We start from the raw sequence: 19,885 nt of genomic DNA, 5'->3' as shown, positions 1-19,885 counted from the left end.
TCAGCTTCTTCGCTCCGTTGACAGCAGCGTCGACTTCTGTGTCTCCCCGACGATCGGCCCGGGCGCACGCCACCCGGAAGGCGCCGGCGGGAGAAGTGCCCGCCGTGCCATGGCGGTCCCCGCGAGTCTGCCTGATCGTGCCTTTTCGCTGATTCCCACGCCGGGCCCTGCCCTTTCGGCGCCCGCGTGCGGCCGGCGCCCTCCCCAGGCTCGAAGGAGACCGCAGTGACCATCGACATCGCCGACCGGGAAGCCGGTGCCGGCCTCGCCGCGCAGGGCGCTCCACCCGGCCGCCGCGGCAGCGACTACGCCGCGCTGTCCCGGCTGATCAAGCGGACCCGGCTGCTGGAGCGGCGGCCCGGCTACTACACCGTGAAGATCGTGGTGAACCTGCTGCTGCTCGCCGCGGGGTGGACCGCCTTCGCCCTGCTCGGGCCTTCCTGGTGGCAGCTGGCCGTCGCCGCCTTCCTGGCGCTGATGTTCACGCAGACCGCCTTCCTCGGGCACGACGCGGGGCACCACCAGATCGCCGCCTCCAAGCGCGTCAACGGCCTGCTGGGGCGCCTGCACGGGAACCTGCTCGTCGGGCTCAGCTACGGCTGGTGGATCGCGAAGCACAACCGGCACCACGCCCACCCCAACCAGGTCGACCGCGATCCCGACATCGCGGACGGGCCGATCGCGTTCACCGAGGACCACGCGCGCCGCCGCCGCGGGGCCGCCGGCTGGCTGGCGCGCCACCAGGCGTGGCTGTTCTTCCCGATGCTGCTGCTCGAGGGCATCAACCTGCACGTGGCGAGCGTGCGGGCGCTGCTGGACCGGGGCCGCACCGGGTGGCCGGCCAGGCTGGCGGAGGCGGCGCTGCTCGCGGTGCACGTGATCGGCTACCTCGCCGCGCTGTTCTGGGTGCTGCCCCCGCTCCAGGCCGTGTGCTTCCTGCTCGTGCAGCAGGGCCTCTTCGGCCTGTACATGGGCTGCTCCTTCGCGCCCAACCACAAGGGCATGCCGATCTTCGCCCGGGAGGACAAGATCGACTTCCTGCGCCGGCAGGTCCTGACCTCCCGCAACATCCGCGGGCACCGGCTGACCGACTTCATGCTCGGCGGGCTGAACTACCAGATCGAGCACCACCTCTTCCCGTCGATGCCCCGGCCCAACCTGCGCCACGCCCAGGAGATCGTGCGGTCCTTCTGCGCCCAGCACCACATCGACTACCACGAGACGGGGCTGTTCCACTCCTACGCGCAGGTGCTGCGCCACCTCCACGCGGTGGGCGGCCCGCTGCGGCCCGAGCTGGAGTACTGACCCCTTCCGCCCGGCTCCCCCGGCCCCGCCGGCCCGGGACGCCGGGCCACGGCGCTCTCCGGGCCCCTGCCGGGCCCGCGGGCCTGGTGCCCGGGGCCCTCAGGAGGCGGGCCTGGCCTCGGTGAGCTCGTCGTAGACGCTCAGGACCTGGGCGACGGTGGTGTCCTCGGTCGGCCAGGTCCCGGCCCGCGCGCGCCCGGCCTCGCCCAGCGCCGCGCGCCTGTCCTGGTCGGCGAGCAGCGCCCGCACCGCCGCGCCGAGCGCCACCGGGTCCCCGTACGGCACGAGGACGGCCGCGTCCCCCACCAGCTCGGGCACGCCGCCCACCTCGGTGGCCACCAGCGGCACGCCCTGCCGCAGCGCCTCCTGGGCCAGGGGCGCCCGCCCCGCCCACTCGGCGACGAGCAGCGCGGCGTCGGCGACCGGGAGCAGCCGGGCGGCCTCGGTGGCCGGGGCCAGCAGCCGCACCGGCAGCTCCTCGCGGTCGATGCGCCGCTGCAGGGCCGCGCGGTCCCGGCCCTCGCCGGCGACGACGAGCAGCGGCTGCGGGGTGAGCCCGCGCCAGGAGCGGGCGGCGGTCAGCAGCACGTCCAGGCTCCGCTGCCGGTCCAGCCTGGCCGCGGTGACCAGCAGCGGGCGGTCCGGGGCGCCCAGGTCGGCGCGCGCCTTGTCCGGGTCGGGGCTCCTGCCGCGGCCCCGGCTCCTGGGCGGCAGCGCCACCGGCGCGAGGCGGGCGTCGCGCGCGCCGTGCCGGCGGGCCCGGTCGACCAGGTCCGAGGTGGCGCCCAGCACCACCCAGGCGGCGCGCGCCACGAAGTGCTCGGTGACGGAACGCAGCCGGGCGCGGATGCCCGGCGTGGTGGACCGGGTGTGCCAGGTGACGACGAGGGGGACGGCGCGGCGGCGCAGCGCCAGCGCGGCCAGCATGCCGGCGCGCATGCCGTGGGCGTGCACCAGGTCCGCGCCGGCGCACACGGCGCGCAGCGTGCTCAGCGCCTCCAGCCTGGCCGTGACCGGGGTGGGCACGAAACGGGCGCCGGCCGCGGTGAACCGGTAACGCCGCTCCGCCGAGGCCGGGGCGCAGACGGTGACGCCGACGCCGCGGGCGACCAGGCCGGCCGACAGCGACCTGACGTGCATCCCGGTGCCGGCGCTGCCCCCGCCGAGCAGCTGCACGACGTGCAGCGCCGCGCTGCTCACGGCGTGCCCCGTCTCGGGGGTCCGGCGTCGTCGCGCACGGCAACCTCTCGTTCGCCTGGGGGTGGGATCGCGCTCAAATATGCCAGCCGGGGCCCTCCGCGCGGTAGCGCCCGCCACTCGCACGGGCTACGCCCCGCGCCCGCCGAGGCGGGCCGCGGTGGCGAGCAGTTCCTCGGCGTGCGCCCGGGCCAGGCTGGAGTCCTCCTGGCCCGCCAGCATCCGCGACAGCTCCCGCACCCGGCCCTCGCCGTGCACCGAGCGCACGCCGCTGCTGGTGATCGAGCCGTCGCTGGTCTTCTCCACGACCAGGTGCCGGTCGGCGAACGCGGCCACCTGCGGCAGGTGCGTGACCACCACCACCTGCGCCGAGTCGGCCAGTTTGGCCAGCCGCCTGCCGACCTCGACCGCGGCCTTGCCGCCCACGCCCGCGTCGACCTCGTCGAAGAGGTAGGTGGGCACCGGGGCCGCGCCGGCGAAGACCACCTCGACCGCGAGCATCACGCGGGAGAGCTCGCCGCCCGAGGCGCCCTTGGCGATGGGCCTCGGCTGCGCCCCCGGGTGCGGGGCGAGCAGCAGCTCGACCTCGTCGGCGCCGTGCGGGCCCACGGCGACGTGGCGGCCGTCGAGCGCGAGGGCGTCGGGGCCGTCGGCGCCGCCGGGCGCCTCGGTCTGGCGGACGTCGACGAGGATTCTGGCGTGCGGCATGGCCAGCTGGGCCAGCTCCTCGGTGACGGCGTCGGCGAACCGCTTGGCGGCCTGGGTCCTGGCCTCGGTGAGGGCCGCGGCCAGCCGGGAGAGGCGGGCGCGCAGTTCGTCGCGGGCCGCGGTCAGCTCGCCGATGCGGTCGTCGTCGCCCTCCAGCTCGGCCAGCCTGGCGGCGCCGCGCGCGGCCCAGGCGAGGACCCCGGCGCAGCCCGCCTCGGCGGAGCCGGCGGCGGCCGCCGGATCGGCGTACTTGCGCACGAGGTGGGCGAGCGTGGCGCGGCGCTCCTCGACGGCGGCCAGGCGCAGCGGGTCGGCGTCCAGGGCGTCGGCGTAGGCGGCCAGTTCCTGGGCGATGTCGCCGAGCAGGATGCCGACCTCGCCGAGCCGGTCGGCGAGCTGGGCGAGCGCCGGGTCGTGGCCGTGCACGCCCTGCAGGGCGCGGTGGGCGCCGGCCACCAGGGTGCCGGCGTCCAGGCCGCCCGGGTCCGCCGGGTCGCCCGCGAGCGCGCCGTGCGCGGCGGCGGCGGCCGAGGCGAGGGCGTCGGCGTGGCCGAGCCGCTCCGCCTCGGCGTCCAGCTCGGCGTCCTCGCCGGCGCGGGGCTCGGCGGCGGCGATCTCCTCCAGGCCGAAGCGCAGCAGGTCGGCCTCCTGCGCCCGTTCGCGGGCGCGGGTGGTCAGCTCGGCCAGCTCGGCCTGGACGGCGCGCAGCCGCCGGTAGGCCTCCTCGTACTCGGCGAGCGGCCCGGCGACCGCCTCCCCCGCGTACCTGTCGAGGGCCTGCCGCTGCCTGGCCGGGCGCAGCAGCCCCTGCTGGTCGGTCTGCCCGTGGACGGCCACCAGCTCCTCGCCGAGCTCGGCGAGGAGCCCGGCGGGCACGCTGCGGCCGCCGACGTGGGCGCGGGAGCGGCCCTCGGCCGAGACGGTGCGGCTGACGAGCAGCGCGCCCTCGTCGAGCTCGGCGCCCGCCTCCTCGGCCCGCCGCGCGGCCGGCGCGCCGGGCGGGAGGCTGATGCGGCCCTCCACGACGGCGGCCGGCGCCCCGGCCCGTACGTAGCCGGCGTCGGCGCGCCCGCCCATCAGCAGCCCGAGGCTGGTGACGACCATGGTCTTGCCCGCTCCGGTCTCACCGGTCACCGCGGTGAAGCCGGAGGACAGCTCGACGACCGCGTCGTCGATCACGCCCAGGCCCTTGATCCGCATCTCCTCCAACACGGATACGACCATACGAGGTTCGCGGGGCGGCTGGCGACGACGGTCCACGCACATCAGTGCGGGGCGCCCCGCCACCCCGCCACGGGCAGGGCGAACTTCGCGACGAGACGGTCGGTGAAGGGCGCGTGATGCAGGCGGGCCAGACGCACGGGCACCGCCCCACGGCGCACTTCGATGCGCGCGCCGGGCGGGAGGTCGATCGTGCGCCGCCCGTCGCACCACAACACGCCCCCCGGCGGGTGGGGGGTGACCTCCACGGCGAGCACCGAGTCGGGCGCGGTGACCAGGGGCTTGGCGAAGAGGGCGTGGGCGCTGATGGGGACCATCAGCAGCGCCTCGACCTCGGGCCAGACGACGGGGCCGCCCGCGGAGAAGGCGTAGGCGGTGGAGCCGGTGGGGGTGGCGCAGACGACGCCGTCGCCGCCGAAGCCGGAGACCGGCCGGCCGTCCACCTCGATGACGACCTCCAGCATCCGTTCCCTGGCGGCCTTTTCGACGGAGGCCTCGTTGAGCGCCCAGTCGCGGTGCAGGACCCTGCCCTCGCCGAGGACGGCGACGTCCAGCGTCATCCGCTCCTCGACCTCGTAGGCCCGGTTGACGACGCGGTCGACGACCTGGTCGAGGTCGTCGCGTTCGGCCTCGGCGAGGAAGCCGACGCGGCCGAGGTTGACCCCGAGCATGGGCACGCCGGTGGCGCGGGAGAACTCGGCGCCGCGCAGCAGCGTGCCGTCGCCGCCGAGCACGACGAGCAGTTCGCAGCCCTCGACGACCCCGCAGCCGAGGTCCTCCTTCTCCGCCTTGCCGATCAGTTCGGCCTCGGCGGGCAGCGGCAGGTCGGCGGCCTCCTCGGCGAGGACCCGGACGCCGATGCCGTGCGCGAGAAGGCCGTTGACGACGAGTTCCGCGCTGCGGATGGCCGCGGGGCGGCCGGTGTGGGCGAGCAGGAAGACGGTGCGTGCGTCGGTGCTGATGGTCACTGGGGTCCCTCGGTCACGGCGCGGTCGACGTCGGCCGCGTCGAGTGCGGGAGCCCCGGCGCGCAGCCACAAAAAGTATTCAACATTGCCCGAGGGGCCGGGCAGCGGGCTCGCGGTGACCCCGAGCACACCCAGGCCGAGCCCCGCGGCCTGCGCGGCGACGGCGGTGACGGCCTCGGCCCGCAGCCGGGGGCTGCGCACGACCCCGCCGCTGCCGAGGCGTTCCCTGCCGACCTCGAACTGCGGCTTGACCATGAGCACGAGGTCGGCCTCGGGCGTGGCACAGCGGACCAGGGCGGGCAGCACCAGGCCGAGCGGGATGAACGACAGGTCGCCGACGACGAGTTCGGCGAGCGTCCCGCCGAGGTCCTCGGGGGTCAGGTCGCGGACGTTGGTGCGGTCCTTGACCGTGACCCTGGCGTCGTTGCGCAGGGACCAGGCGAGTTGGCCGTAGCCGACGTCCACGGCGACGACCTCGGCGGCGCCCGCGCGCAGCAGCACGTCGGTGAAGCCGCCGGTGGAGGCGCCGGCGTCCAGGGCGCGGCGGCCGGCGACGCGCAGCCCGCGCGGGGTGAACGCGGCCAGGGCACCGGCGAGTTTGTGGCCGCCGCGGGAGACGTAGCCGGGGTCGGCGGCGTCCTCCCGCACGACCAGGGCGGCGCTGGTGGCGACCTGGGTGGCGGGCTTGGCGGCCCTGGTGCCGTCGACGGTGACCCGCCCGGCCTCGATGAGGGCGCGGGCGTGCTCGCGGGAGCGGGCGAGCTTGCGGCGCACCAGCTCCGCGTCGAGGCGGCTGAGGCGTCGCTGGGTTGCTGCTGCCACGGTTCGGTTCAGCTCCTGGGGGTCGGCCGGTCGAGCGCGGTCAGCGTCTCGCGCAGCCCGCGGTGCACATCCTCGTACACCTCCAGGTGGGCGTCGACGCCGAGTTGGCCCGCGTCGGCCAGCCTGCCGAGGAGGGCGTCCACCTGCCCGTGGCCGGTGGGCCGCACCTCGATGCCCAGCGGCCGCGGCGCGCCGGGCGCCACGCCCTCCCCCGCCGCCCCTGCTTCCGGCCCAGGGCCCGCCTCCGGGTCCGGGGCCGCGTCCGGGGCCGGCGGGAGGCCGGGCGTGCCCGCCGCGGACGCCTCCGCGGCCGGCGTGCCCGCCGCGGCCGGCGTGCCCTCGGGCGGCGCGGCCGGGGGCCCGGCGGCGGCCGGGCCGGGTCCTGCGGGCGCGGCGGGCGGCCCGGGGTTCGCGGCCTGGGCTCCGGGGCGGGGGCCGCTCGGGCCGCCGGGGCGGGGCGGGGGCGGCGGCCCCGGGAGCGGCCTGGCGGGGACGGGCTCGGGCTGGTGCATGCGCCAGACGCTACCCGGTGACCACCCGGGCCGGGCGCCGCGCGGCCGGAACGACCAGCGGGGTGCCGGTCTCCGGGTCGTCGATGACCCGGCAGGGCAGCCGGAACACCTCCTCGACGAGCTCGGCCGTGACCACCTCGCCCGGCGGGCCCTCCGCGACCACCCGGCCCTCGCGCATGGCGATGAGGTGGGTGGCGTAGCGGGCCGCGTGGTTGAGGTCGTGCAGCACCGCCACCAGCGTGCGGCCCTGCTCCTCGTGCAGCCGCGCGCACAGGTCGAGGACCTCGATCTGGTGGGCGATGTCGAGGAACGTCGTCGGCTCGTCGAGCAGCAGCAGCGGGGTCTGCTGGGCCAGCGCCATGGCGATCCACACCCGCTGCCGCTGGCCGCCGGAGAGCTCGTCGACGAACCGGTCGGCGAGTTCGGACACCCCGGTGGCGGCCATGGACTCCTCGACCACCCGCTCGTCCTCGGCCGACCACTGCCGCAGCAGGCCCTGGTGCGGGTACCGGCCGCGGGAGACCAGGTCGGCGACGGTGATGCCGTCGGGGGCGATCGGCGACTGCGGCAGCAGCCCGAGCACCCTGGCCAGCTTCTTGGCCGGGAGGCTCCCGATGGCCTGCCCGTCCAGCAGGACCGCGCCCGCGGCCGGGCGCAGCAGCCGCGACAGGGCCCGCAGCAGGGTCGACTTGCCGCAGGCGTTGGGCCCGACGATGACCGTGAAGGAACGGTCCGGGATGTCCACCGAGAGCTTCTCGGCGATGACCCGCTGGTCGTAGGCGAGGGTGACCTCGGCGGCGCGCAGCCGCGGCCCGCCCGCCTCCCCCGGCTCCCGCGCGCCCGCGGGCCGCTCCCCGCGGCCCGTGCGCGGGGCCTGCTCCTCGCCCGCCGTCCTCGTGGTGCCGGGCGCCGGGCCAGGCGCCCCGCCTGCCGGGGAAGTCTTGCTCACGGCCCTGTCCTTTCTCGGGTGCCTCACCGATGCCTCACATCCTCGGCCCGGCCGTCCGCTCGCCGGGCCCGCGGCCCATCCCCGGCCCGCCGCGCGTTCATCCGCCCGCCCTCCTGGCCTCTCCGGCCCCGAAGGCCGCCCGCCGGCCCGCCGCGGGCCGGCCCTTTCCCCCCGGTCACATCCGGCCCGCCCTGCGTTCGGTGAACAGCAGCCAGACCAGGTAGCACCCGCCGAGCATCCCGGTCACCGCGCCCACGGGCAACCTGTGGTCGCCGAAGGCCCACTGGGCCAGGAAGTCGGAGACCACCATCAGCAGCGCCCCCATGCCGGCCGCGGGCAGCAGGTTGGGTCCGGTGGCGCGGGTCAGGCGGCGGGCCAGCTGGGGGGCGGTGAGGGCGATGAACGAGATCGGGCCGCAGGCCGCGGTGGCCGTCGCGGTCAGCAGCACGGCCGCCACCACGGCGACGAGCCGGGTCCGCTCGGCCCGCACGCCGAGCGCCCGGGCGGCGTCGTCGCCCATCTCCAGCATCCGCAGCGCCCTGGTCTGCGTCCCGAGCACGGGCAGCGCCACGGCGCAGACCAGCAGCAGCGGCCAGAACTGGGCCCAGTCGCGGCCGTCCAGGGAGCCGGTGAGCCACAGCACCGCGCGGGCGGCGTCCACGATCTCGGCCTTGGTGAGCAGGTAGCCGTTGACCGCGGCGAGCATGGCCGAGGCGCCGATGCCGACCAGGATCAGCCGGTAGCCGTGGATGCCGCCGCGCCAGGCCAGCAGGTAGACCCCGAGGCCGGTGAGGACGCCCCCGGCCACCGCGCCGCCCGCCACGGCGAAGCTGTCGCCGCCGAAGAGCACGATGACGGTGAGCGCGCCCGCGGCCGAGCCCTGGCCGAAGCCGATGACGTCGGGGCTGCCGAGCGGGTTGCGCGAGATCGTCTGGAAGACGGCGCCCGCGAGTCCGAGCGCGAGCCCCACCAGCAGGGCCACCAGCACCCGCGGCAGCCGCAGCTCGCGGACGATGAACTCCTCGGCGGGCGTGCCCCCGCCCGTCAGGGTGCGCAGCACCCGGCCCGGCGAGATGGCGTAGTCGCCGGTGCCGACCAGGACCACGCCGACGGCGCAGGCCAGCACCAGCAGCACGAGCACGACGACCGCGCTCCTGACGTCCACCCGCACCGAAAGGCCCGCCCGCGGGCGCAGGGCCAGGGTCGTCCCCTTCCGCGCCGTCACAGCTGGGCCATCCTTCGCCGCCTGACGAAGTAGACGAACACGGGGCCGCCGATGACGCTGGTCACGATGCCGACCTGGAGTTCCGAGGGCCGCGCCACCAGGCGCCCGATCACGTCGGCGCCCAGCAGCAGCACGGGCGAGAGCACCGCGGCGTAGGGGAGGGTCCAGCGCATGTCGGGCCCGGTGAGGGCGCGCACGAAGTGCGGCACCATCAGCCCGACGAAGACGATCGGGCCGCAGGCCGCGGTGGCCGCCCCGCACAGCAGCGTCACCGCCAGCATGGCCAGCAGGCGGGTGCGGTTGAGGTGGGTGCCGAGGGCCCGTGCGGTGTCCTCGCCGAGGGCGATGGCGTTCAGCGGCCTGGCGAGGGCGAGTGCCACGAGCGCCCCGGCCAGGATGAAGGGCAGCACCTGCCGGTTGACCTCGGGGGTGGCCGAGGCGAGGGAGCCGACGTCCCAGAAGCGCATCTGGTCCAGGGCCACCGTGTCGAACACCTCGACGGAGCGGACGTACCCGTAGAGGGCGGCGGTCAGGGCGGTGCCGGCCAGGGCCAGCCTGACCGGGGTGGCGGTGCGGCCGCCGCCCAGCACGTAGACCAGGGCGGAGACGAGGGCGGCACCGAGGAAGGCGAACCAGACGTAGCCGCCGACGGAGTGGATGCCGAGGAAGCTGATGGCCGAGACGACGGCCGCCGCGGCGCCCGCGTTGACCCCGAGCAGCCCCGGGTCGGCCAGCGGGTTGCGGGTCAGCGCCTGCATCACGGCCCCGGCCAGGCCGAGGGCGGCGCCCACCATCAGGCCGAGCAGGGTCCGCGGCAGGCGCAGGTCGCGCACCACCACGTCGGTTTCCGTGCCCGAGTAGTGGAAGAGTCCGTGCCAGACCTGGCCGAGCGGCATGGACTTGGCGCCGAAGGCGATGCTCGCCGCGAGGACGAGCGCCAGCACGCACAGCGCGGCCACGAGTCCCGCCGCGCGCCGGGCGGTGCGCCGGCGTGCCGCCTCGGGCGCGGGCGCCTGCGGGGCGGGCGGGCCCTCTTCCCGCACCAGGGCCACGGGGGATTTTCCCTCGGTGGGACTCTCAATCGGCATGCGGTTAGGTTAGCCTAACCTCGCTTATCGCTCATCACGAGACCAAGGAAACCGAGATGACCACCTCCCGCCTCCCGCGTCTGTCCCGTCGTGCCCTGCTCTCCGCGGGCGGCGCCCTGGGGGCGGGCGCCCTGCTCGCCGCCTGCGGCAGCGACGACTCCTCCGGTTCCTCCGGGGGTTCGGGCTCCGGCTCCGGCTCGGGCGGCGGCTTCAGCTTCACCGACGACCGCGGCGAGAAGGTGGAGCTGGACGCGATTCCCGAGCGCATCGTCGCCTTCGTCGGCACGGCCGCCGCACTGCACGACTACGGCGTCGAGTGCGTGGGCGTCTTCGGCCCCACCAAGCAGGCCAACGGCGAGCCGGACGTGCAGGCGGGCGACCTGGACGTGGACAGCCTCACCAGCCTCGGCAGCGCCTGGGGCGAGTTCAACGTCGAGGCGTACGCCCAGCTGAACCCGCAGCTGCTGATCTCCAACATGTTCGAGGCCGACACCCTGTGGTACGTCCCCGAGGAGAGCGCGGACGACATCCTGGGCCTGGCCAAGAGCATCGGCATCCAGGTGGCCCCCACCGTCGACCCCGACGTCACCCTGGACTCGATCATCGCCCGCTACACCGAACTCGCCGGGGCCCTGGGCGCCGACCTGTCCGCCGGCCCGGTGACCCAGGCCAAGACCCAGTACGAGCAGGCCGCCGAGGCGCTGCGCCAGGCGGCGCGCGACAACGCCGGCATCAAGGTGCTGGCCTGCTCCGCCGACGCCGACCTGTTCTACGTCTCCAACCCCGCCGCCTCCGCCGACCTGGCCGCCTTCAAGCAGCTCGGCGTCGACCTGATCGTGCCGGAAAACCTGGACGAAGGCGGCTTCTACGAGAGCCTCAGCTGGGAGAACGCCGGCCGCTACCCCGCCGACGTGCTGCTGCTCGACAGCCGCAGCTCGGCCCTGCAGCCCGCCGACCTCTCCGGCAAGCCGACCTGGGCCCAGCTCCCCGCCGTCGTGGCCGACCAGGTCACCCCCTGGAACAGCGAGCCGCGCTACTCCCACGCCGGCTGCGCCCCCGTCCTCCAGCAGCTCGCCGACGCCCTCTCCGCGGCGCGCAAGGTCAGCTGACGGCCCGGGGCCGCCCCTCCGCCCGGCGGCCCCGCCGCGTCTCCCGGTACGTCCCCCGCTTCAGTCCCCGCGTCCCTCCCCCGCCCGGCGCCCGCCTCCCGGGACCGCCCGGCTCAGCCCCCGGAAGGAAGTGCCCATGTCCCGCGCCTCGTTCGGCTTCTTCGACCTGCGCGTGACCCGTGCCGCCCGCATCAGCCCGAGCTTCGTCCGCGTCACGCTGGGCGGCGCCGAGCTCGCCGGGTTCGCCAGCGGCGGCCGCGACCAGCGCGTCAAGCTGTTCCTGCCCCGCCCCGGGTGCCGCGAGGTGCGGGCGCCCAGGGAGGCGGGCGAGGACTGGTGGCCGGCCTGGCAGCGGATGCACCCCGAGGAGCGGGCCATGCTGCGCACCTACACGGTCCGCGAGCAGCGCCCCGCGGCCGGCGAGGTCGACATCGACTTCGTGGTGCACGGCGACACCGGGGTCGCCACCCGCTGGGCCAGGGCCGCGGCCCCAGGGGACCCGGTCACGGTCCTCGGCCCGGTGGCCGAGGACAACCCGGGCGTCCTCTTCCGGCTCCCGCCCGGCACCGACTGGGTGCTGCTGGCCGGCGACGCCTCGGCGCTGCCCGCCGTCTCCGGCATCCTGCGCTGGCTCCCGGCCGGGCTGCCGGTCCGGGTCTTCCTCGACGTGCCGCACGCCGCGGACCGCAGGGAACTGCCCACCCGGGCGGACGCGGAGATCATCTGGCTCTGCGGCGACCGCCCCGGGCCGCGCCCGGCCGACCCCCTCACCCACGCCGTGCGCCACGCCGCCTGGCCGAAGGGCCGCCCCTACGCCTGGCTGGCGGGCGAGTCGGGCCAGGTACGCGCCCTGCGCCGGCACCTCGTCAACGACCGCGCCACCCCCCGCAGCCGGGTCACCTTCACCGGCTACTGGCGCCGCGACGCCTCCGAGGACACCCTCATCCAGGAGGCCATCACCGCCGCGGCCTGACCCCGCGCCCGGGTCCGGCCCCCGGCCCACCCCGGCCCACCCGGGCCCGCCCGCCACCGCGGGCCCGGCGCCCCGGCGCCCCCGCCGGCCGGGCGGCCCCGGCGCCCCGCCGCGCCTACCAGCCCGCCCTGCCCAGCAGCCCGGTCGCCGCCGCCACCCCCTCCGGCCCCGACCAGGCAAGCGCGCACAGCGCCCGCAGGGCGTCCACCGGCTCCCCCCGCCCCTCGATCGAGGCGCCGGTCACCCGCCAGCCCCCGCAGCGGAAGCCGCCCTGCGCGTCCCGCTCCACGGCCGGCTGCGGGCTCAGCAGCCCCCGCAGGTCGGCCGCCACATACGTGGGCCGGTGCTCGGGCGGCGCGGCCAGCAACCCGGCCGGGTCGGTGACCCCCGTCAGCACGAGCAACGAGTCCACGCCCCCCACGTGCGCCCCCTCGATGTCCGTGTCCAGCCGGTCCCCCACCACCAGCGGCCGCCGCGCCCCCGTCCGCAGGATGCTCTCCCGGTGCATCGGCGGCCGCGGCTTGCCCGCCACCCGCGGGCTCACCCGGTACCGCGCCGCCATCCGCACCACCTCGACCGCCGCGCCGTTCCCCGGCAGCACCCCCCGCGCGCCGGGGATCGTGGCGTCCAGGTTCGACGCGTACCAGGGCACCCCCCGGTTCACCGCGAGCGCCGCCTCCATCAGCACCCCCCAGCGCAACTCCGGGCCGCCGTAGCCCTGCACCACGGCCGCCGGCTCCTCGTCCGCCGAGTCCACCGGCACCAGCCCCCGCTCCCGCAGCGCCACCCGCAGCCCCTCGCCGCCCGCGCACAGCACCCGCGCCCCGGCCGGCACCCCCTCGGCGATCAGCCGGGCCACCGCCTGCGCCGAGGTCACCACCTCCGCGGCCTCGGCGGGCACGCCGAGCCGCGTCAGGTGCGCCGCCACGGCCTCCGGCGTGCGGGCCGCGTTGTTCGTCACATAGGCGAGCCGCATCCCGCCCGCCCTGGCCGCCGCGAGCGAGGGCACCGCGTGCGCCACCGCCTCGCCGCCCGCGTACACCACTCCGTCCAGGTCGAGCAGCGCCGTGTCGTACGCCTCGCTCAACGGCCGCGCCGCCCCCTCGGGGCGGGTACGCGGCCCGGTGGCCCTGCCACCGCTCTCAGCCGTCTCACTCATCTCAGCCGTCTCATTCCTCTCGCCCCCCGATCATCTCGCGCCCTCCGCCGCGGCGTTCCGGCGGCATACGATGCGGGGATGCATGCCGACGGGCTCGACCTCGCGCCGTTCTGCGCCCTGCGGTACGCGCCGGAACGGGTCGGCAGCCTCGCCGCCGTCACCTCTCCCCCCTACGACGTCGTCGTCAGGCCCGAGGAGCAGCGCGCGCTGGAGACCGCCGACCCGCACAACGTCGTGCGCCTCATCCTCCCCCGCTCCCCGGGAGAGGCCGCCGCCACCCTCGCCCGGTGGCGCGCCGCCGGCGTCCTGACCCACGACGAGACCCCCGCCCTCTACGTCTACGAGCAACGCGCCCCCGGCGGCCGGGTCCTGCAACGCGGCCTGCTCGGCGCCCTGCGCCTGACCGCCCCGGAAGAGGGCGTCGTCCTGCCGCACGAGGACGTGCTCCCCGAGGTCGTGGCGGAACGCGCCGCCCTGACCCGCGCCACCGCGGCCAACCTCGAACCCCTCCTGCTGTCCTACCGCGGGGACGGCACGGACCCCGACCCCGGCGCCCTGACCGACCAGGTGGCCGAGCGCCGCCCCGCGCTGCTCGCCCTGACCGGCCGGGACGGCACCGCCCACCGGCTGTGGCGCCTGGCCGACCCGGCCGAGCAGGCCACCCTCGCCCGCGGCCTGGCCCGCCACCGCGCCCTCATCGCCGACGGCCACCACCGCTGGGCCACCTCCCTGCGGCTGCGCGCCGAGCACGGCGCCGAGCCCCCCTGGGACCGCGCCCTCGTGCTGCTCGTCGACACCGCCCGCCACCCGCTGCGGGTGCAGGCCATCCACCGCGTCCTGCCCTGGCTCCCCCTGCCCGAGGCGCTCGAACGCGCCTGCCGCGGCGGCGCGTTCCGGGCCCGCCGCCTGCCCGCCGACCCGACCGAGGCGCTCGGCGCCCTGGACGCCGCGGAAGGCCCGGCCCTCGTCCTGGCCGGAGACGGCTCCTTCCACCTCCTGGACCGCCCAGACCCCGCCCTCCTCGCCCGCACCGTCCGCGCCGACCGGCCGCCGGCCTGGCGCGCCCTGGACGCCACCGTCCTGCACCAGACCCTCCTGGCCGCCCTCTGGCCCGCCCCCGAGCCACCCGCCCGGGTCGCCTACCTGCACGACGCGGGCGACGCCCTCGCCCAGGCGGAACGCCTCGGCGGCACCGCCGCCCTGCTGCGCGCCGTCCCGGAGCGCACCGTGCGCGCCCTCGCCGAACGCGGCGTCACCATGCCGCAGAAGTCGACCTCCTTCACCCCCAAGCCCGCCACCGGGCTGCTGCTGCGCCCCCTGTGAGCGCCCGGCAGGACCGCGGGGCCGCGGCGCCGCGCCGGCCACCGTTGCCCGAGCAACTTAGGTGAGGCTAACCTCACTGACGGTCCGATCCCTTCGCCACCCTCACCGCCCCTTCCCCGCCCGCCTTCCCCACCCGCCCCCAGGGAGCCGCATGCCCGCCGTACTCTTCGCCCGCCGGGACGCCACGCTCGGCGAGTTCGCCGTCCGCCACGTCGACCCCGCGGCGGACACCCCGCTCCTGCACCGCTGGCTCACCCACCCCAAGTCGGCCTTCTGGCTGATGGGCGACGCCACCGAGGAGGAGGTCAGGCACGAGTACGAGACCATCGCCGCCGCCCCGGACCACGAGGCGTTCCTCGGCCTCCACGAGGGCGAGCCCGCCTTCCTCGCCGAACGCTACGACCCGGCCGGCGAACCCGTCGGCGCCACCTACCCCGTCCTGCCGGGCGACACCGGCATGCACTTCCTCGTCGCCCCGACCGACACCCCCCGGCACGGCTTCACCCGCGCCGTCCTGCACACCGTCATGCACCTGCTGTTCTCCGACCCGGCCACCCGCCGCGTCGTCGTCGAGCCCGACGTCCGCAACACGGCCGTGCACGCCCTCAACGCCGCCGTCGGCTTCCGCGTCGAGAAGACCGTCTCCCTCCCAGGCAAGGACGCCTGCCTCAGCTTCTGCACCCGCGAGCAGTACGCGGCCACCGCCCCCCAGGAGTGACGCCATGCCAGCCCCCGCTCCCCACGAGCCCGTCGCCCACCTCACCCCCGAGCTGTGGGAACGCGCCAACCGCCACCTCATACGCAAGGCGCTCGCCGAGTTCTCGCACGAGCGCCTCCTCCGCCCCGAGCCCGGGACCGACGGCCGCTACGCCGTCCGCAGCGACGACGGCACCGTCACCTACCTCTTCCCCGCCCGCCTCCTCAGCCTCGACCACTGGCTGATCGACGAGGAGGGCATCACCAGGCAGCGCACCGCCGACGGCACCCCGCTCCCCCTCGACGCCCTCGACCTCGTCATCGAACTGCGCACCACCCTCGGCCTGTCCGACGAGGTCCTGCCCGTCTACCTGGAGGAGATCAGCAGCACCCTCGCCGGCGCCGCCTACAAGCTCTCCCGCCCCGCCCTCACCGCCGCGCAACTGGCCCGCGCCCCCTTCCAGACCATCGAGGCGGCCATGACCGAGGGCCACCCCTGCTTCGTGGCCAACAGCGGCAGGATCGGCTTCGACGCCGCCGAGTACCACGCCTACGCCCCGGAGGCCGGCCCCGAGGTCCGCCTCCTGTGGCTGGCCGCCCGCCGCGAACTGGCCACCTTCACCTCCTGCGCCGACCTCACCTACGAGGAGCTGATCGAGGCCGAGCTCTCCCCGGCGACCCTGGACGCCTTCCGCGGCCGGATGCGCGCCCTGGGCCTCGACCTCGACGACCACTACCTCATCCCCGTCCACCCCTGGCAGTGGTGGAACCGCCTCTCCGTCACCTTCGCCGGCGAACTCGCCCGCCGCCGGCTGATCTGCCTCGGCCCGGGCGAGGACGCCTACCGCCCCCAGCAATCCATCCGCACCTTCTTCAATGCGAGCCACCCGGAGAAGCACTACGTCAAGACCGCGCTCTCCGTCCTCAACATGGGCTTCCTGCGCGGGCTCTCCGCCGCCTACATGCGGGCCACCCCCGCCATCAACGACTGGGTGGCCGGCCTCGTCGCCGGCGACGCCTTCCTCTCCGGCACCGGCTTCGCCATCCTCAGGGAACACGCCGCCATCGGCTACCACCACCGCCAGTACGAGGCCGCCACCGCCAAGGGCTCCCCCTACCTGAAGATGCTCGCCGCCCTGTGGCGCGAGAGCCCCCTCCCCGCCCTCGCCCCGGGCCGGCGCCTGGCCACGATGGCCTCGCTGCTGCACCGCGACCGCGAGGGCCGCTCCTTCGCCGGCGCGCTGATCGCCGAGTCCGGCCTCGACCCGGCCGACTGGCTCCGCCACTACCTCGACGCCTACCTCACCCCGCTGCTGCACTGCCTGTACGCCTACGACCTGGCCTTCATGCCGCACGGCGAGAACGTCATCCTCGTCCTGGAGAACGGCGTGCCGCGACGCGTCCTCATGAAGGACATCGCGGAGGAGATCGTCGTCATGAACGACGAGGCGCCCCTGCCCCCCGAGGTGGAGCGCGTCCGCGCCCACATCCCCGAGGAGATGTGGGCGCTTTCGGTGTTCACCGACGTCTTCGACTGCTTCTTCCGCTTCCTGAACGCCCACCTCGCCGAGGAGGGGCTGCTCCCGGAGGAGACGTTCTGGGCCACGGTCGCGGCCTGCGTCACCGACTACCAGCGCGCGGCCCCGCAGTTCGCCGAGAAGTTCAAGCGCTTCGACCTCTTCGCCGAACGCTTCCCCCTATCCTGCCTGAACCGCCTGCAGCTGCGCGACAACCGCCAGATGGTCGACCTGCAGGACCCGACGACCGCGCTGCAGCTCGTCGGCACCCTGCGCAACCCGCTGGCAGGGCACGCCTGACGGCGGCCCGTCCCGTGGGTGACCGACCGCCACCCACGGGACGGCCGCGCCCTACGCGCCCCCCTCGCCGCCGGCGCCGCCCTCGCCCCCGTCGGCGCCCTCGGCGTCCTGGGACCTCCCGGCGGACGCGCCGCCGCCCTCGCCGTCCAGGCCGTCCCCGCCGTCCTCGTCCGGCTCGTCGGCCTCGTCCCTGGCGCCGCCCCGACCGCGTCCGCGGCCCGCGCCGGCCCGGGAACTCCCCGGCCCCTCGTCCTCGGCGAAGCGCCGCCCACGCCCCGCCCCCGAAGGCCCGGGCCCGTCGCCTAGCTCGTCAAGCTCGCCCACCTCGTCGAGTTCGTCGAACTCGTCGAACTCATCGAGTTCCCCGGGGTGCCCGGCGTCCCCGAACTCGCCGTCCTCGCCGTCCTCGCCATCCTCGCCGAACGCGCCGCGCCCGTCGCCGTACCCCTCGCCGGGACGCTCCCCGCCCTCCGGCTGCGAGGACAGGTGGGAGCGGCCCCCGGGGGCCGCGCCCCGCTCCTCAGCGGAGGACTCCGGGTACTCGCCGGCGAACTCGTCCTCGGCCTCCGGGTCGAGCGCGTCGACGAACTCCACGCCGTCCAGCTCCGCGAGCCGGTCCGAGGCGTTGGTCACGCCGCCCTGGTCCGCTTCGAGGGCCCGCGCGAACCACTCCCGCGCCTCGTCCCGCCGCCCCACGGCGAGCAGGGCGTCGGCGTAGGCGTACCGCAGCCGCGCGGTCCACGGCTGCACGGAGTGCGAGGCGAGCTCCGGGCTCTGGAGGGTGACCACGGCGGCCTCGGGCTGGCCCATGTCCCGCCTGGCCCCGGCCGCGACCAGCCGCATCTCCACCTGCCCCGCCTTGTCCAGCTGCCGCACCTCGGGGTCCCCGGCCATGGCCAGCGCCCGCTCGGGGCGCCCGATGCCACGCTCGCAGTCCGCCATGATCGGCCACAGGTGCACCGAGCCCGTCATGCGCCGGGCGGCGCGGAACTCGGTCAGGGCCTCGGCGTACTTCTCCACCCCGTAGGCGGCGAAGCCGGCCGCCTCGCGCACCGCGCCGACCCGGGAGGCCAGCCGCAGCGCCACCCGCGCGTAGGCATAGGCCCGTTCGGGGTCCTCGTCGAGCAGCCTGGCCACCATCACGAGGTTCCGCGCGACGTCGACGGCCAGGGTCTTCGGCAGGCTCATCAGTTCCTGCCGCACCGACCTGTCGACCTCCTCGCCCGTCACCTCGTCGGGAATGGGCAGCCGCCTGCCGGGCTCGCGCTCCCGGTCCCGGTCGCGGAACGGCCCCGGGCGCCGCCCGGCCCCCTCCCGCCGGTAGCCCGCCCGCGGGCCCCCGCGCTCGTCGCGGCGCCCGCGGAAGTCCCTGCCGCCGCCGTCCCGGCGCGGCCGCTCCTCGGTACCCCGCTCGCCCCGCCCGCGGTAGCCCTCACGCCCCCGCTCCCCGGAGGAAGAACGCCCCCCAAAGGAACGGTCACCATACGACCGGTCCCCGTAGGACCGGTCACCGTAGGACCGGTCACCGTACCCGCGCTCTCCGCGGGGTCGCTCGCCCGAGGACCGATCCGGCCTCGGCCGTTCGTCCCGGCGCCACTCGCCGCGCGGGCGCTCATCCCAGCGCTCGCGCCGCGGCCGCTCGCCGCCCGGACGCTCCTCGCGCTCCCGGCCGCGCGCGCCCTGGGAGTAGGGCCGGTCCTCGCGCCGGCCGCCACCGAACGGCCGCCTGCCGCCCGGCCGTTCGTCCCGCCGCCACTCGCCCCGCGGACGCTCCTCGCGCCACTCGCCCCGCGGCCGGTCCTCCCGGCGCTCGCCGTACGGCCGCTCCTCCCGGCGCCACTCCCCATGCCGCCGCTCCTCGCGGCCACGCTCCTCCCGGCCGCGCTCCTCGCGCCGGGGGCCGCCGTAGGGCCGATCCCCGCGCGGACGGTCCTCCCGACGCCATTCGCCGTGCGGCCGGCCGCCGCGGAACCGGTCCTCGCGGCGCTCGCCATAGGGACGCTCGTCCCGCGGCCGGTCCCCGCGCGGGCCCTCGCCGAACCTCCGGTCGCCGCCGCGCCGCCACTCGCCACGCGGCCGTTCCTCGCGGTCCCGCGGCCGGTCGTCCCGGCGGTCCTCCCTGCGGAAGTCCCCGCGGCCCTCGCCCCCGCGGTATCCGCCGCGCTCGAAGCGCTCGCCCCGCGGACGGTCCTCGCGCCGGAACGGACCGCCGTGACGCCCGCCCTCACGGCGCTCGTCGGAACGCTCCCGCCACGGCCCCTCTCGCCGCTCCCGCTGCTCGCCGAACCGGCGGAACCCGCCTCGGCGATCGTCGCGACGCTCACCGCGGCCGTCGCCGCGCCGATCCTCTTCACGGCGCGATCCCCGCTCCGGCCGTTCCTCCGATGAATCCGTCATCGACGTTTCCTGCCTTCCCTGCCCACGAACTCGGTAAAACAAAAAAAGGACCTCCGATTCCCCAGCATGTGCGCTGGGGAACCAGAGGTCCCATAAAAATTGTCCGGCGGTGTCCTACTCTCCCACACGGTCCCCCGTGCAGTACCATCGGCGCTGGAAGGCTTAGCTTCCGGGTTCGGAATGTAACCGGGCGTTTCCCCTCCGCCATGACCACCGGAACACTATAAGAAGTGCTCCAAGCGAACAAGCACACTCTTCAGTTGGAAAAGAAGCTCCACGAGCTTCAAGAATTCACAGTGGACGCGAGCATCTGCGGACAAGCCCTCGGCCTATTAGTACCGGTCAACTCCACCCCTCACAAGGCTTCCATCTCCGGCCTATCAACCCGGTCGTCTACCGGGAGCCTTACCCCATCAC

Annotated in this window: 15 protein-coding genes, 2 rRNA genes and 1 pseudogene; 6 read left to right on the top strand and 12 right to left on the bottom strand. The window is 76.1% G+C overall.

The annotated features are described in order from the left end of the window. The first annotated feature begins 225 nt into the window (after positions 1-225). A complete protein-coding gene (locus tag D7294_RS08245) occupies positions 226-1,305 on the top strand; it encodes a fatty acid desaturase family protein (protein WP_241562195.1) in 1,080 nt (359 codons plus the stop codon). Between the two features lie 99 nt (positions 1,306-1,404). On the opposite strand, the gene D7294_RS08240 is transcribed toward D7294_RS08245, so the two are convergent. From D7294_RS08240 to D7294_RS08205, 8 genes are all read right to left on the bottom strand, one after another. Further along, on the bottom strand, positions 1,405-2,505 hold the full coding sequence (locus D7294_RS08240; RefSeq protein ID WP_422070669.1) for a glycosyltransferase family 4 protein: 1,101 nt from the start codon (positions 2,503-2,505) through the stop codon (positions 1,405-1,407). Positions 2,506-2,631: 126 nt separating this feature from the next. Next, positions 2,632-4,434, bottom strand: coding sequence for a DNA repair protein RecN (gene recN, locus D7294_RS08235; RefSeq protein ID WP_120677186.1), 1,803 nt, complete (start codon positions 4,432-4,434; stop codon positions 2,632-2,634). A gap of 41 nt (positions 4,435-4,475) precedes the next feature. After that, the gene (locus tag D7294_RS08230; protein WP_120677838.1) at positions 4,476-5,393 is read right to left on the bottom strand and encodes an NAD kinase; all 918 of its coding nucleotides are present in this window, start codon (positions 5,391-5,393) and stop codon (positions 4,476-4,478) included. 2 nt (positions 5,394-5,395) lie between these two features. After that, a complete protein-coding gene (locus D7294_RS08225; RefSeq protein ID WP_120677184.1) occupies positions 5,396-6,220 on the bottom strand; it encodes a TlyA family RNA methyltransferase in 825 nt (274 codons plus the stop codon). A gap of 8 nt (positions 6,221-6,228) precedes the next feature. Beyond that, a complete protein-coding gene (locus D7294_RS32975) occupies positions 6,229-6,732 on the bottom strand; it encodes a hypothetical protein (RefSeq protein WP_241562194.1) in 504 nt (167 codons plus the stop codon). Positions 6,733-6,742: 10 nt separating this feature from the next. Continuing rightward, positions 6,743-7,537, bottom strand: coding sequence for an ABC transporter ATP-binding protein (locus D7294_RS08215; protein ID WP_174248313.1), 795 nt, complete (start codon positions 7,535-7,537; stop codon positions 6,743-6,745). A gap of 319 nt (positions 7,538-7,856) precedes the next feature. Beyond that, positions 7,857-8,906, bottom strand: coding sequence for a FecCD family ABC transporter permease (locus D7294_RS08210; RefSeq protein ID WP_174248297.1), 1,050 nt, complete (start codon positions 8,904-8,906; stop codon positions 7,857-7,859). After that, entirely contained in the window at positions 8,903-9,994 is a 1,092-nt protein-coding gene (locus tag D7294_RS08205; protein WP_120677180.1) for a FecCD family ABC transporter permease, read from the bottom strand. Before D7294_RS08205 ends, D7294_RS08210 begins: the two co-directional genes overlap by 4 nt. A gap of 56 nt (positions 9,995-10,050) precedes the next feature. On the opposite strand from D7294_RS08205, the gene D7294_RS08200 reads away from it, so the two are divergent. Next, positions 10,051-11,103 carry an ABC transporter substrate-binding protein gene (locus D7294_RS08200; RefSeq protein WP_120677178.1) on the top strand — a complete coding sequence of 351 codons (1,053 nt, stop codon included), beginning with the start codon at positions 10,051-10,053 and terminating at the stop codon, positions 11,101-11,103. Positions 11,104-11,239: 136 nt separating this feature from the next. Continuing rightward, on the top strand, positions 11,240-12,076 hold the full coding sequence (locus D7294_RS08195) for a siderophore-interacting protein (RefSeq protein ID WP_120677176.1): 837 nt from the start codon (positions 11,240-11,242) through the stop codon (positions 12,074-12,076). 115 nt (positions 12,077-12,191) lie between these two features. Here the strand turns inward: D7294_RS08195 and D7294_RS08190 are convergent, their stop codons facing one another. After that, positions 12,192-13,235, bottom strand: coding sequence for an HAD hydrolase-like protein (locus D7294_RS08190; protein ID WP_120677174.1), 1,044 nt, complete (start codon positions 13,233-13,235; stop codon positions 12,192-12,194). Positions 13,236-13,313: 78 nt separating this feature from the next. Between D7294_RS08190 and D7294_RS08185 the strand changes: the two genes are divergently transcribed. From D7294_RS08185 to D7294_RS08175, 3 genes are all read left to right on the top strand, one after another. After that, positions 13,314-14,558: a DUF1015 family protein gene (locus D7294_RS08185; RefSeq protein ID WP_120677172.1), complete on the top strand. Its 1,245-nt coding sequence runs from the start codon at positions 13,314-13,316 to the stop codon at positions 14,556-14,558. Positions 14,559-14,709: 151 nt separating this feature from the next. Further along, the gene (locus D7294_RS08180) at positions 14,710-15,276 is read left to right on the top strand and encodes a GNAT family N-acetyltransferase (protein WP_120677170.1); all 567 of its coding nucleotides are present in this window, start codon (positions 14,710-14,712) and stop codon (positions 15,274-15,276) included. A gap of 4 nt (positions 15,277-15,280) precedes the next feature. Continuing rightward, the gene (locus D7294_RS08175; protein WP_120677168.1) at positions 15,281-17,071 is read left to right on the top strand and encodes an IucA/IucC family protein; all 1,791 of its coding nucleotides are present in this window, start codon (positions 15,281-15,283) and stop codon (positions 17,069-17,071) included. A gap of 557 nt (positions 17,072-17,628) precedes the next feature. On the opposite strand, the pseudogene D7294_RS32970 reads toward D7294_RS08175, so the two are convergent. From D7294_RS32970 to D7294_RS08160, 3 genes and pseudogenes are all read right to left on the bottom strand, one after another. Next, positions 17,629-18,274, bottom strand: a pseudogene (locus D7294_RS32970) (tetratricopeptide repeat protein); the annotation flags it as partial. 1,295 nt (positions 18,275-19,569) lie between these two features. Next, positions 19,570-19,686 (bottom strand): 5S ribosomal RNA (gene rrf, locus D7294_RS08165). Between the two features lie 94 nt (positions 19,687-19,780). Further along, positions 19,781-19,885: ribosomal RNA gene (locus D7294_RS08160) — 23S ribosomal RNA — on the bottom strand; the annotation flags it as partial.

Origin of the sequence: Streptomyces hoynatensis, assembly GCF_003626535.1 — a bacterium.
In the GTDB taxonomy this organism is placed as follows: Bacteria; Actinomycetota; Actinomycetes; order Streptomycetales; family Streptomycetaceae; genus Streptomyces; species Streptomyces hoynatensis.
This window is presented reverse-complemented; position numbering and strand designations above follow the sequence as displayed.

Excerpts from the sequence above, each read along its gene's own strand:
- D7294_RS08190 (WP_120677174.1), bottom strand. The coding sequence starts at position 13,235 with ATGAGTGAGACGGCTGAGAGCGGTGGCAGGGCCACCGGGCCGCGTACC.
- recN (WP_120677186.1), bottom strand. The coding sequence starts at position 4,434 with ATGGTCGTATCCGTGTTGGAGGAGATGCGGATCAAGGGCCTGGGCGTG.
- D7294_RS08205 (WP_120677180.1), bottom strand. The coding sequence starts at position 9,994 with ATGCCGATTGAGAGTCCCACCGAGGGAAAATCCCCCGTGGCCCTGGTG.
- D7294_RS08175 (WP_120677168.1), top strand. The coding sequence starts at position 15,281 with ATGCCAGCCCCCGCTCCCCACGAGCCCGTCGCCCACCTCACCCCCGAG.
- D7294_RS08185 (WP_120677172.1), top strand. The coding sequence starts at position 13,314 with ATGCATGCCGACGGGCTCGACCTCGCGCCGTTCTGCGCCCTGCGGTAC.
- D7294_RS08195 (WP_120677176.1), top strand. The coding sequence starts at position 11,240 with ATGTCCCGCGCCTCGTTCGGCTTCTTCGACCTGCGCGTGACCCGTGCC.
- D7294_RS32975 (WP_241562194.1), bottom strand. The coding sequence starts at position 6,732 with ATGCACCAGCCCGAGCCCGTCCCCGCCAGGCCGCTCCCGGGGCCGCCG.
- D7294_RS08200 (WP_120677178.1), top strand. The coding sequence starts at position 10,051 with ATGACCACCTCCCGCCTCCCGCGTCTGTCCCGTCGTGCCCTGCTCTCC.
- D7294_RS08180 (WP_120677170.1), top strand. The coding sequence starts at position 14,710 with ATGCCCGCCGTACTCTTCGCCCGCCGGGACGCCACGCTCGGCGAGTTC.